We start from the raw sequence: 12,344 nt of genomic DNA on the forward strand, positions 1-12,344 counted from the left end.
GCAATCGCTTGAACACCTTCGCCAGGGCCGGATTCAGGATTTGCTTCATCGATCAGATCGTTCTCTCGGGGACCTCCAGCATAGCAAACCGCCTTGTTGCGACAAAACCCCGGCAGGTGCTCCTGCGGGAAGAATATCTCCTTGCCCGGCCCTTCAAGGGCGCGCCACTGACTGACACGCCGTTCGAGCGTGCGCCGCATGCTGTCGGGGAACTGGCCGGGGTGAACCTCCTGCAGCTTGCCCAGCAACGTGACAACCTTCAGTCGCGGCACGTTACGCAGTAACGGCAGCACCTCGCCGTTCCAGACTTCGGCGAACGGATCGGGGCGGGTTCGCCACTCGTGCCGGGGTCTCTGCGACGGCAGCCGGCTGTCGCGTTCGATGCGCCGCGCCGTGCGCGAACTCATGCCCGCCTTGGCTGCGGCGACTTCCTGAGTGTGATGTTTGCGCTTGCTCATATACAGGCGGACCTGCTGGTCCGTAATGTGGGTTCCGGACATGGCTGTTCGCTTCTTCTTGAACGCGATCAGCCATCCTATGCCCGCCATTCCGGCGCCGCCGGTAGTTCGTCGTCTCCGGCGGCTACGCCGCCTGCGACTCCTCACCACCGGCCAAAACAATCGTCAATTCACCGGACAAGATAATTGTCGCTGAGCAGAAGATGCCCCAGCGCTCGCTCACATGGGTGTAGATCCCGACCGAGGGCGTCTGGCGACGCGGATCAACCCGAGCCTGCCAGACCCGTTTGCTGGTTTCCATGCTCATCATGTCGGAGGAGGCCAGATCATCGCGGCCCCAGGTGGCCGCAATTGGATGACGATGCATGAAGTCAAGGACGGCGGCACAGGCCTCGCCAAGGCGGCGTTCGTCGGCGGCCCAGCGCATTGCCTGTCGAATGCTGGAAGCGGACAGTTGCGGAATCATGCGGGCGCACTCGGCCGCTGACAGCGCCGTGCCGTGGGCGAGGATGCCGGCGTAGACCATCAACAGCTCGTCGGGCGAACGCGGTTCGCGCCCCAGCATGATCCAGCTGAATCGCACCTGCGCATCGATGGCGAGGATCAGCTCGGGTAGCTGCGCCTCGCCGATGCGGTGATTGAGCGACGCCCGAAGCTTGATGACCTCCGGATCCTCGTCCTCAGCTTCCAAGGCCTTCAGATGCAGATCGTCATCGATGCGCAGCTTGCCTGCCTCGGCTGCTGCGGCGACGCTCTGTAGACCGGACTTGAGGCGTTCGAGCACGGGCGCGAGAAACTGCGCACTGCTGGAGGGCAGCGACAGCCGGCTGTAGTGGCGTCCGGATTCGGTGGCCCAACGCTGCTCGGGGATGAAGAGTTGCTCGCGACTGCGGAAGCTCAGGCTGTGCTCGATCCACACGGAGCCGTTGCGCAGGGCGCGGCGCAGGCCCAGCAATGTGCCCACCTCCAATGCCCGAAACGCCCGCTCGCGATCCAAGCCAGTGATCGCATCGCGCCAGACTGAGCCGAGATCGGGACGGATGCGATCCGGCAAAATGCGAGCTTGGCGTTCGTAGAGATGGCACAGCACCGTCATCGCTTCGGTGACCGGGTGCGCGCCGCTCGCCTGCCAGGGCTGTTTCACGAGCTCGCGCAGCAAGCCTCGCACCGGCCGAATAGCCTCGATCAATCGATCACGCGTAATCTGCGACTTCGAGGGTGGTCGACGCTGCTCGTGCAGCGTGACGAGGTCGGCCAGGCGTTGCCGCGCCTGAGCATCGGTAATCTGTTGGTCCGCGACGAGACGTCCCAGCTCGGCGAGCAACTGCTGAAAGAGTTCGGCCCAGTGGGGCGCGCTCTGATCGGCGTTCGCGCGCGCGTGCCGCCAGAGATCGGCCACGCGCCGGCGCACCATCAGGATCAGCTGGTCGGTGGCCGAGAGCAGGCAGTAGCGCAGGAAGCAGGCGACCTCGATCGTGCGGCCGGGCTCCTTGATCCGGGCACCGGCGGCCGGTGCCCGGCAGGCCAGTCGCCTGGCGTAGCGGCGCAGTTGCGCGGCGGGGCGATCGATGAGGTGGTTCTGCACGTCCAGCGAATACAGGAGCTTGATTCTCTTCAACACTTCCTCGATCCTGCGCGTCGAATGCTTGGCTGGCGCTGCCCACAGCCATGTCTGCACGGTCAGTCCCGAACCGTGTTCGCCGGTCAGGCTGGCGCGCCAGCGCTCAAGTAGCGCCGCGCCGACCGACGTTTGGATCGAGGCCGCCAGCTCGGTCTCGAACTGCTGGACCGAGGCGGCGATCATCTTGCGCAGCATCCGCTCATGTACGATGATCAACCGATGCTCATAGAGCCAGCGCCGCGCGAACAATAACAATCGATCGCGCTCGATGGTGCGCTCCAGCTCCTCGCGTAGCATGCTGACCAGATAGCGCCGTTGGTGCTCGGTCATCCATCGGAAGCCAAGCGCCTGGCAGGCCAGTTGTTGGTGCTCGAAGAGGGTGTTGCCACGTCGGTACAGCGCCCGCAGCGATGCAAGGTCAGGCGCTTCAACGTTGAACTGCGCACCGAGGTGTTGCCATAGCGTACCGGGCACGATCCGCAACGCCTCCAGCAGCCGGCCGCTCATGCGAAGAAACCCCAGCCGCCGTTTGGCTGCCTCCGTCAAGCTGCCCGTCTCGGCAACGGCGATGAAATACCGCAGGTGTCGCAGTTCCATGAACACGCGTCGCTCTTCGGCGACATCGTGCACGGCGCGCGCTAGTCATCGTTCTACTAACACACCGGCGATGTCCTTCGGAGCGAATCATTTGACGGTCAGATCTGCGCTCTGCCGCCGTCCACGAAGAGTTCGATACCCGTGAGGAAAGTCGAGTCATCCGAAGCGAGAAACAGGGCAGCCTTGGCAACTTCGTCGGCTTCCCCTATGCGTCCCATCGGAATGGTAGACAAAACGCTCGCAATAGCGTCCTGAGGCTGCTGACCAATGATCGGCGTGTCAATTGGGCCCGGGCTAAGGACGTTTGAACGGATGCGACGATCCTTCAGCTCCACAGTCCATCCTCGAACGAAATTGCGGATGTCCGCTTTGGTCGCGCCGTATGTCCAGAAGGCGGGTGTTCCTTTGACGCTCGCGACGGAGCCCGTGAGAACGATCGACCCACCGTCATTCAAGAGCGGCAGTGCCTTTTGGACGGTGAAGAGCACTCCCTTCACGTTGGTACTGAACAGCTTGTCGAAATGCGCTTCAGTGATGTTGCCCAATGCGGCGAACTCAGCGATGCCGGCATTGGCGAACACGATGTCGATTCTTCGCCCTGTCGCGTTGACGTTTTCATAGAGACGATCAAGATCAGCCAACTTGGCGACGTCTCCCTGGATGCCAGTCACATTGCCCCCGATGGCGCTCACCGCTTCGTCGAGCTCCTTCTGGCGACGACCGGTGATGAAGACGTGTGCGCCCTCGGCGACGAAGAGCTTTGCGGCGGCGAAGCCTATCCCCGACGAGCCGCCGGTGATGACGGCCACCTTTCCCTGCAACTTGCCCATAGCGATTACTCCATTGATTGCCAATTCCGATTTGCAGCGCCTCTGAACAGGCGGTCGGTTGCCAAAGAATGGCCGAGCGCCCATGCGCGGCTGCATTCGAGGGTGGATTGCACGTACCAACCAACGCCGGCCAGTCAGTCGATCATCTGCCTGGCCGTCCGGCGGCTAAACCTCGAACCGGAACGCAGCCCCGTCACGTTTCACATGTCCAGCTGTCGGCGCGGCATAGTGGGTGCCAATGACCAGGATCGGCTGGTCGGCCCATTCGGCGAACAGCTTCGCGCGCGTGGTCGTTGCGGCCTGGGTGTCGCTGTCGAGGCTCGTGGCCCACTCGGGGTGCGCCATTTGGCAGGGATGGTGGGCAATGTCGCCGGTGATCACCGCGCGCTGCCCTTCCGATTCGATCACCACGCTGACATGGCCCGGCGTGTGGCCGGGGGTTGGCCTCAAACGGACCTCAGGCGAGATGCGGTGATCCATCTCCACCAGCTCGACCAGGCCGGCGTCGAAGATCGGCCGCACGCTGTCGCCCATGATCGCCTGCTGCTCCTCGTCGCCCTCGTTGCTCCAATGCTCGAATTCGCGCTTGCCGATCAGATAGCGGGCCTTGCGGAAGGTCGGAACCCACTTGCCATCCACCAACATGGTGTTCCAACCCACATGGTCCACGTGCAAGTGGGTGCAGACCACGGCGTCGACATCATCGCGGCTCCAGCCCGCATCCGCCAGGTGTTGCAGGAACGGCGTCGCCAACGGGTTCCCGCCGACCAGCCGGCGCGGCTTGTCATTGCCGATGCAGGTGTCGACCAACAGCCTCAGCCCCGGCACCTCCACTAGCAGGGCCTGGACGGAGACGTTGAGCGAACCATCCTCGTTGGCGAAGTGCGGATAGAGCCAGGGGCTGGCCTTCAGCGCCTCCGGCGTCGCGTCGCGCAGGAAGAAGCCCTCCGGATCGTAGGGGAGGGACATCAACGTCTCGACCACGCAGGTGATCTTCACCGCGCCCACGTGCCAATTCAACATAACGACCTCCTCATGGTTGCATCGCGTCGAGGCAACCTCGTCCGCTCATCGCCTGACCCGCTTCGGCTAAGGCACGGGTATCGCGTCAATTAAAAAAGCGCGCGCGGGAGATGTGAATATCCGCTTGACCTGTCGGTCACATCGCTAAAACGACTTTGCCAAACGGCCGATCCTCAATCAGGTGACGCAGGGCTTCGCCTGCTTCGGCGAGTGGGTAAACCCGTTCGACGATCGGCTTGACGGATCCGCTTACGATCAACGGGATGATGTCCCGCCACGCATTGGCGATCGTGGCCGGTGACTGGGCGAACAGAGAGAAGCCAGCCATCCACGCGCGTTTCCAGATCAGGTCCGTGACGTCGATCGTCGTTCTGCGGCCCGCGGAGTAGCCCAATGTGATCAGGACGCCGCCAGGAGCCAGGCTGCTTAACGCCTCACTCGTCACGGCGCCGCCAATGCTCTCAATGACGATATCAACACCCTTGCCGTCCGTTATCCGGTGAACACCGTCGGCGAGACCTTCTGCGCCAAGGTCGACCACGTGCTCGAAACCAAGCTCGCGAGCCCGCGCCGCTTTCGCCGCGCTGCCGGCCGTCGAAAGCACCTTGCCGGCACCCTTCGCCCGCGCAAGTTGATAGGTCGCGTTGCCGACCGACCCGCCGATTCCGGGAGCCAGCACCGTCATGCCCGGCTTGAATCCGGCCAGCGTCAGCGTGATCTGTGCCGTCAGCCAGGCCACAGGAAGGCTGGCCGCGAATACGTCGTCGATCGCGTCGGGCACGAGCGCCAGCTCATCGGGCCTCACCAGCAACCATTCCTGCCACGCGCCATTCTCGCGAATACCGTAGGGTCCTGTGAACATCACACGGCTGCCTACCGCAAGTCCTGAATCGCCAGCATCCTCGATGACACCGGCACCCTCATTACCGAGCACCAGCGGCGCCTTGGCTCGAGGATGTCCACCCGACAGGACGGTGTATTCGAGCGGCGTGACGCCGGCGGCCGTCACGCGAACCAGCACCCGGTCTTTCGCCGGTTCCGGCTTGAGCAATTCGATCTGTCGCAATCCGCCATAGCCCGAAAAGGTTTCTGCTTCGATGACACGCATGGGTAGCATCCTTTAAAGTGACCAACCTGTACGTTACTTTTATAGTAGGTACAGATCTGTTACTTTGTCAAAGAGAAAATCCGAATGAAAAGGAGATTGCGGATATGAAAGCAGGAGCCCGACCCCGGCGAGGAGCCCCGCGCAAGGGTGAAGTGAGCGCGCGCGACCGTATCCTCGCGACGGCAAGCGACCTGTTCTACCGCGAGGGCATCCGTGCCATCGGCATCGACACGGTCGTCGAGCAATCTGGGGTGTCGAAGACGAGCCTCTATCGCGTGTTCGATTCCAAGGACGCTTTGATCTCCGCCTTCGCCGCCGAGAAAGATCAGTTGTTCTGGGCGTGGTGGGATGGCGTTGAAGCGAAGCACGCTGACGACCCGCGCGCACTGCTGGACGCGCTGCTATCTGGAATCGCGAAGCGGATTGCGCATCCCGCCTTTCGTGGCTGCCCCTTTCTAAATCTGGTGACGGAATTTCCCGACGACAACCATCCCGGCCGGGTTATCGCCCGAAACAACAAGGAGGAATTGCGAGCGAGGCTCGCGGCGATCGTTGCAAGGCTGGGCGTCCTTGACCCCGACCGCACTGCGTCTCAGATTGCGCTGATCATCAACGGCGCATACGTCACCGGTTTGGTAGCGGAGCCGCGTGATCTGCGGGGTGACCTCATCGACGCCGCGACGAAATTGTTGGCCTAGTCGAACGCGATGATTTACCGGAATCCGTTCTGGCCTCGAGTGCGTGGACGACGGCCATCATGTCGGACTGCCCGTGCCCCAACGCCAGCGTCTCACTGTATAGCGCGTAGCAGACATCTAACAGTGGCGACGCGACCTCGCCTCTTCTGGCCGCTTCTGCAATCAATCGATTGTTATCCAGCACATTGGTGATCGACGCCTGCACTTCTTCGAAGTCGCGTGTCACCAGCTTGAGGATTTTCACGCGCGAGATGTCGCTCGCCATCTGACCGGCGTCGACGATGGCGCGGAACTGCTGCATGTCGAGGCCATGTCGTTCGGCAAAATGAGCCGCTTCCGCAAGGCCGGTGACCGTGGTCATCAGAAACAGGTTCACCGCGAGCTTCATCAGAAGCCCGTTTGGAACCGGACCGCACACCATCGTCTGATGGCACATTGGCTCGAGCAGGGGGCGGACGCTTTCAATGGCCGTGTCTTCGCCCGCCAGCATCGCCACGAGCTGGCCCGCCTCGGCGGGCTTGCGCGAGCCCGAGACCGGCGCTTCCACGTAGCTGCCGCCGGCGTTGCGAATGTCGGCTTCGAGACCGCGTGAGTAATCGGGCGAGGTCGTTCCCATCTGGACGATCGTGTGGTGCGCAACGTTCGCGCTGAACTGTGACGTGCCGCGGCCGAGGACGGCGTCGATTGCGTCGCCGTCGACGAGCATCAGGCATACCACGCGGGTCCGTTCAAATATCTCGGCGGGATTCGTCGCAACGGTTGCGCCCGCCGCTCGCAAGGACTCGCATCTGTCAGCGGAACGATTCCAGACAATGAGTTGGGTGCCCGCGCGGGCCAGATTGAGTGCCATGGGCTGCCCCATGACACCTAAGCCGATGAAACCGATGTCCATATTCACCTCCATCCCAACGCGGTTGGCGCTTGTGGTCACACGGTCGGATACGTTGCCGCGAATACCAGGAGCTGGTTTCGAATGCGGAGCGTTCCTCTCTGGAAATCCCACTTCGCGGTGTCAACACGAATGGTGTTTCCGGCGCGGCACAACCATGTTCACGACATGCACCAGCACGGCCTCGTCGTCCTGGTTTAGAGTGGTCGTTCGGAGCTTGATCAGACCCTGCTCCGGGCGGGACTTTGACGGTCGCACCTCGATCACCTCGCACTCGACGCGCAACTCGTCACCGGGACGCACTGGCCGGGGCCAGCGGCACTCGTCGAGCCCAGCACCAACGAAGCCGCCAGCCGGCTTGAGTTCGGTTTCAATCATCAACCGCATCGTCACGGCAGCGGTGTGCCAGCCGCTGGCGGCCAGTCCACCGAAAATCGAGCGGCGCGCCGCCGCCTCATCGAGGTGGAAGGGTTGCGGATCGAACTCGGCAGCGAACGCAAGAACCCGCTCCTTGTTGATGCGCAGCCGCCCTGATCCGAACGTCTGCCCCGCTGCAAAATCTTCTAGATAGCGCTCGGAGCCTGACAAAGTCCCTGCCTCCTTCACCCGCATGGCCACCCTCCATAAAGTAACTGACCTGTAAGTCTCTTAAATATTAGGAACAGGTCTGTTACTTTGTCAAGCGAGTAATCGGAACGGGAGGAGGGTGCAGCCGAGCTGTAAGTTTCCAGCGCGGCTACGATTTTGCGCCTGTGTGCATATTCGCCCAATCCGCTCTTCGTTTCGCAATTGCGGATACTAAGAACGTCTCGCATACGACGGTGAGCAGCCATTCGCGATCCAGCGCGGAATGACTGAATCTGGCCGGGAGTACGAGTTCACACCAACCGCCGGCAAGCAGCCGTTGAGGATTTCAACGACCGCTCCGTAGAGCGTTCGTCGATTTGGCGCTATCGGCCATGAGCTGACTTTCGGATGCGAGGACGTCTTCACGAGCATGGTGATGGGTATCGCGGGGGTGGGCGACGGGCGCTCGCTCGGGCGCATCGGATTGAAGACGCTTGTGTACTTCGAAGTCGTCACGACGATCGCCATTGTGTTGGGTCTCGTGTTCGGTAACCTGCTGCATCCTGGCTTGGGTACTGATCTGTCCCAGCTCGGCCACACCGATATCTCACGCTATCAGCAGACATCGCAGCAGACCCAGGGGCATCACGGGTTCATGGCGCTGTTGCTGAGTATCATTCCCGACAACGTCGTCATGGCGATGGGGCGCGGCGACCTCCTGCCGGTGATTTTCTTCTCCGTGCTGTTCGGACTCGGCCTGCAATCCGTGCCTGCCGAATATCGCAAGCCGGTGCTCGCAACTTTCAAAGGCATCAGCGATGCCATGTTCAAGGTCACCGGCATGGTGATGCGTTACGCGCCGTTCGGCGTATGTGCGCTGATCGCGGTGACCGTCGCGAGTTTCGGCTTCGGTTCGCTGTTGCCGCTCATCAAACTCGCTGCGGTGACGTACCTCGCGATCATCCTGTTCGCGGTGTTCGTGCTCGGCGTCACGGCGCGGCTCTTCGGTTTCAACATCTTCACGCTGTTCCGGGTCATCAAGGACGAACTGATCATTGCGTTCTCGACGTGCAGCTCGGCGACGGTATTGCCGCAACTGATGAAGAAGATGGAGGACTTCGGCGTGCCCAAGAGCATCACGACGTTCGTCGTGCCGACGGGCTACACATTCAATCTCGACGGCGCATCGATTTATCTCGGTATCGGCACTCTGTTCGTCGCACAACTTTATGGCGTGCATCTCGGCCTGCAAGAGCAGATTGTGCTCGTGCTGACGATGGTCGTCACGTCCAAAGGCGCTGCGGGCGTGCCCGGCTTCATGTTCGTCATCTTGCTGACGACGCTCGCGAGCGCGGGGCTGCCTCTCGAAGGGCTTGCGTTCATCGCGGGCGTCGACCGGATCATGGATATGGGACGCACCGCGCTGAACGTGGTGGGCAATGCGCTCGCGCCGCCCGTCATCGCCAAATGGGAAGGCCAGTACGACGCTGAGAAAGGCAAGGCTTATATCGCGTCGTTGGACGCATGAGATTCGATGAAGACAGTAATGAAATTTATGGAACGAGGAGCAAGTGAGATGAGCAGCAGTCGCGGGCGGTTGTTTTCCGATTCGTTGATGGAAGAGATCAAGCGCCGCTTTCATTACGTTGATCACGATGTCGACGGCCGTGCGCGCCTCTTCTTCGACAACGCCGGGGGATCGTTCAGGCTGAAGTCTGCACTGGAAGCGTTCGCGCAGATCGATGCGCTGCCGGATTGTCCCGAGCGCATCCACCAACGCGCACTGGCTTTGCAGGACATTCAGACGCGCGGCGAAGACGACATTCGCCGCATTCTCAACGCGCGCAATGGCAGCGTGCATCTCTCGCTGACTGCATCGGCGGCGATGTTCGAGATGGTGCGCGCGGTGATGGAGAACGTGCCGGGCACGAATGCCGTGACGACCATTCTCGAGCATCCGTCGTCCTTCGACGCGATGAAGCTGTACTGCGAACGTACCGGCAAGGCGCTGCGCGTCGCGCCAAGCAATGCCGAAACCGGCGGCGTCGATGTCGATGACATCGTTTCGCTCATTGACGACGACACGGCGCTATTGAGTGTGATGTACGCATCGAACATTTCGGGCGCGAAGCTGGACATCGCAGCCATCGTCGAACGTGCACGTGCGCGCAAGCCAGACCTCTTCATTATCGTCGATGCGGTTCAGCATGCGCCGCATGCGGTCATCGACCTGCAGAAGATGCCCGTCGACGGCATCAACATCGCGCCGTACAAGTTCTTCGGATGCCGCGGCGCAGGCGTGGCGTGGCTGTCGGAACGGCTCGCGGAGCTCCCGCATCATCGGCTTGCTGCCAAAGAGAAGGGCGTCTGGGAACTCGGCAGTCCCGCGCCGGCGCAGTTCGCCGTGGTGAGCGCGATCGTCGATTACGTCGCGTGGATCGGCGCACAGTTCAGCGACGCTGAAGACCGGCGCGAACTCTTCGTGCAGGGCATGCAGCGCATCGAAGAGCATGAGCGCGCGCTACTTTCGTTGTTGCTCGACGGCGTTGACGGGCAGCGCGGGCTGCGAGCGATCGAAGGCGTACGCGTGTTCTGGGATCACGGCGATCTGACGTGCCGCGATTTTATCGCAGGCATCGGCTTCGATAAGCTTGACCCAACCGCCGCAGTGCGCGCCTATGAAGAGCAGGGCGTGATCGTCTATGAGCGGATTTCGACGAGCCTTTACTCGGGGCGGATGTTGAGATCGTTCAACCTCGCGGGTGCGGTGCGCGTCTCTCCGTTGCATTGCCATGCGCCGAGTGACATTGCGCGGTTCCTGGCAGTGACGGAGGACATTGTGATCGCGAGTCGGCTTGCGGGATAGCGCACGATGAGGCAGAGACGCGCCGAGATTTCATCTTGGTGCTCGGTGCGTCCCGATAGCCATGTCGGCGTAGCTGCTAGCTAGCATGTTGTCTGCAGAGAATCATTTCTTGTCGCATGGGTGGGTCGTGCCGACGAGGGAGCTTCCAAACGAATGGCCGATTTCCAGCCAACACCCGTCTGCCGACACGGCGTGCTGAGCGGCAGTTGTGGGTCGGTCTGCGACCTTGGCGCTGCTGGCGCTTGTTCAGTCGGGGCGCTGACATGTCCTGAGCAGGCCGCAATGATGCAGTCCAACAAACCACGATGGTCGGCAAGAAATGGCAACAGCAGCAGAGGGGATTGCGGAGAGGTTGACCATCGAAGTCGCCAGTGCAAAGGCGCGGATCGACGCGGCGGAGTTGGCGGGAGTCGAAGTGTCGAAGGCACGTCGTATGCTGGCTCCTGGAGCAGGAGCTTGCAGAAGCGAAGAAGCGCGAATCGAGGAATTCCATCGCGTGCCCGGCAACCCGAATGCATCACGCTCGAGGTCGATCGTAGAGCAGATACGGAACGCCGCTTTCGAGCGGCTTTTTCTTCGCAATCCACTTGATTGCGAACTCAAGTCAAGGCCGGAGCATTTCGCCGATCAGCGCGGTACTGAACGAATCGACGCAATGAAGTGGCTCACGCAGGCGCCGTCGGAACATGGCAAGCTGACAAAACCTGTCTGATGTCGTGCGCCGGCCGGTCCACATACTACGGACTGCCGGTCACCACATAGGCAGCAGGCTTGATCGTCGGTATCATTCTTTCCTCGTCTTCGGTTGTTCGGGTTGCGGGTCACGTCCGCGTTGCGTCGGCGCCCTCGTACACGCATCCGGGGGCGTCACATAGGTCACGTCGTTGCAGCAGCACGCATAGACCGGAAACCCGTACGCATTCGTGCCGATGATTTTCGTTGGCCCGTGCAGCGGGCACACAGCGTTCATGTCGTCGTAACTCATGATCGACCGCTCGACCTCGTAGACGCGGCTCGTCAGTTCGGGATGGCCAAACACCGGTTCGACTCGTCGATCACGTCGGGCGAGGTAATCCTTGCTGGTTCGGCGCTCGAGGAGGAGGGCGCCGGAAAACGATCCACAGCAATATTCTACGACTCTCTCCACGTCGTGAAGGGTCGATGGATGTATGCCGCGAATGGCGTCCGTTCACGTAGACCACAATAAATCATTCACCGGCGAGGGCGGGTCGGCCGACTTCGAGGGGAGTCGGGACTTCAGCATGCGCGCGTCAGTCGCCAAACATGGCTTTTATGTCGCGTCCCGTCTGCTCGGCTTCCTCAATTAGCCAGTCGAGAAATTGCCTGGTTGCAGGGGAGTCTGCCGCCGTTCGCTTCCAGCAAATGAAGTATGGGAACGGCATGGGGAGGGCGACCTTGAACGGCGCGGCAAGTTCGTGTCGCTTGATGCTATCAATGGCAAAAAAGCCCTGTCCCAACGAAATGCCTCGTCCCCGAATTGCCGCATCGATTGCCATGCCGGAAACGGAGTAAGTGAGTGGCGCCAGCACCTCGGGCAGAGGCACGCCAACCGCATGCGGCTCTGATGTGATGGACGACTCCCGCTACGCAGCGAGAGGTTTATGCCAGAGTGGAGCGGTCGTGACGTCCACGGCAAAGGAGCGTTCATCATGAAGATAGCGACTGT

12 protein-coding genes and 2 pseudogenes are annotated in these 12,344 nt (G+C 61.5%); 4 read left to right on the forward strand and 10 right to left on the reverse strand.

Features of this window, described 5'->3' with window-relative positions; genetic code table 11:
• The 6 genes and pseudogenes from HV744_RS35060 to HV744_RS35080 form a co-directional block, all read right to left on the reverse strand.
• A partial coding sequence (locus HV744_RS35060) for an IS21 family transposase (protein ID WP_484555898.1) occupies positions 1-500 on the reverse strand: 500 nt, incomplete at its 3' end.
• Between the two features lie 133 nt (positions 501-633).
• Positions 634-2,601, reverse strand: a pseudogene (locus tag HV744_RS35065) (Tn3 family transposase); the annotation flags it as partial.
• Positions 2,599-2,676: pseudogene (locus HV744_RS37875) on the reverse strand (LysR family transcriptional regulator); the annotation flags it as partial. The pseudogenes HV744_RS37875 and HV744_RS35065, both read right to left, overlap by 3 nt.
• A 98-nt stretch (positions 2,677-2,774) precedes the next feature.
• The gene (locus HV744_RS35070; RefSeq protein ID WP_175153852.1) at positions 2,775-3,506 is read right to left on the reverse strand and encodes an SDR family NAD(P)-dependent oxidoreductase; all 732 of its coding nucleotides are present in this window, start codon (positions 3,504-3,506) and stop codon (positions 2,775-2,777) included.
• A 165-nt stretch (positions 3,507-3,671) separates the two neighbouring features.
• The gene (locus tag HV744_RS35075; protein WP_217469201.1) at positions 3,672-4,529 is read right to left on the reverse strand and encodes an MBL fold metallo-hydrolase; all 858 of its coding nucleotides are present in this window, start codon (positions 4,527-4,529) and stop codon (positions 3,672-3,674) included.
• Between the two features lie 136 nt (positions 4,530-4,665).
• Positions 4,666-5,637, reverse strand: a complete 972-nt coding sequence (locus HV744_RS35080; RefSeq protein ID WP_175153853.1) for a quinone oxidoreductase family protein — start codon at positions 5,635-5,637, stop codon at positions 4,666-4,668.
• A 104-nt stretch (positions 5,638-5,741) separates the two neighbouring features.
• Here HV744_RS35080 and HV744_RS35085 point away from each other — a divergent pair, with 104 nt between their 5' ends.
• The gene (locus tag HV744_RS35085; RefSeq protein WP_175153854.1) at positions 5,742-6,335 is read left to right on the forward strand and encodes a TetR/AcrR family transcriptional regulator; all 594 of its coding nucleotides are present in this window, start codon (positions 5,742-5,744) and stop codon (positions 6,333-6,335) included.
• Here the strand turns inward: HV744_RS35085 and HV744_RS35090 are convergent.
• Together HV744_RS35090 and HV744_RS35095 are read right to left on the reverse strand one after the other, a co-directional pair.
• Positions 6,304-7,239 carry an NAD(P)-dependent oxidoreductase gene (locus HV744_RS35090; protein WP_175153855.1) on the reverse strand — a complete coding sequence of 312 codons (936 nt, stop codon included), beginning with the start codon at positions 7,237-7,239 and terminating at the stop codon, positions 6,304-6,306. The two genes, HV744_RS35085 and HV744_RS35090, sit on opposite strands and share 32 nt — an antisense overlap.
• Before the next feature lie 108 nt (positions 7,240-7,347).
• Positions 7,348-7,836 carry a MaoC family dehydratase gene (locus HV744_RS35095; RefSeq protein WP_175153856.1) on the reverse strand — a complete coding sequence of 163 codons (489 nt, stop codon included), beginning with the start codon at positions 7,834-7,836 and terminating at the stop codon, positions 7,348-7,350.
• A 385-nt stretch (positions 7,837-8,221) separates the two neighbouring features.
• Between HV744_RS35095 and HV744_RS35100 the strand changes: the two genes are divergently transcribed.
• The 3 genes from HV744_RS35100 to HV744_RS35110 all read left to right on the forward strand — a co-directional run bounded on the left by HV744_RS35100 (position 8,222) and on the right by HV744_RS35110 (position 11,369).
• Complete coding sequence (locus HV744_RS35100; protein WP_281363696.1) at positions 8,222-9,319, forward strand: cation:dicarboxylate symporter family transporter; 1,098 nt, start codon at positions 8,222-8,224, stop codon at positions 9,317-9,319.
• 48 nt (positions 9,320-9,367) lie between these two features.
• Positions 9,368-10,657 carry an aminotransferase class V-fold PLP-dependent enzyme gene (locus tag HV744_RS35105; protein ID WP_175153857.1) on the forward strand — a complete coding sequence of 430 codons (1,290 nt, stop codon included), beginning with the start codon at positions 9,368-9,370 and terminating at the stop codon, positions 10,655-10,657.
• Positions 10,658-10,976: 319 nt separating this feature from the next.
• Positions 10,977-11,369, forward strand: coding sequence for a hypothetical protein (locus tag HV744_RS35110; protein WP_175153858.1), 393 nt, complete (start codon positions 10,977-10,979; stop codon positions 11,367-11,369).
• Between the two features lie 72 nt (positions 11,370-11,441).
• Here the strand turns inward: HV744_RS35110 and HV744_RS35115 are convergent, their stop codons facing one another.
• Positions 11,442-11,696, reverse strand: a complete 255-nt coding sequence (locus HV744_RS35115; protein ID WP_246279361.1) for a hypothetical protein — start codon at positions 11,694-11,696, stop codon at positions 11,442-11,444.
• Positions 11,697-11,928: 232 nt separating this feature from the next.
• Positions 11,929-12,222 (reverse strand): LysR substrate-binding domain-containing protein, encoded by a 294-nt coding sequence (locus HV744_RS35120; protein ID WP_175153859.1) that lies wholly within the window; start codon positions 12,220-12,222, stop codon positions 11,929-11,931.
• Between the last annotated feature and the right edge of the window lie 122 nt (positions 12,223-12,344).

It is taken from the genome of Paraburkholderia ultramafica, from assembly GCF_902859915.1.
Classification (GTDB): Bacteria; Pseudomonadota; Gammaproteobacteria; order Burkholderiales; family Burkholderiaceae; genus Paraburkholderia; species Paraburkholderia ultramafica.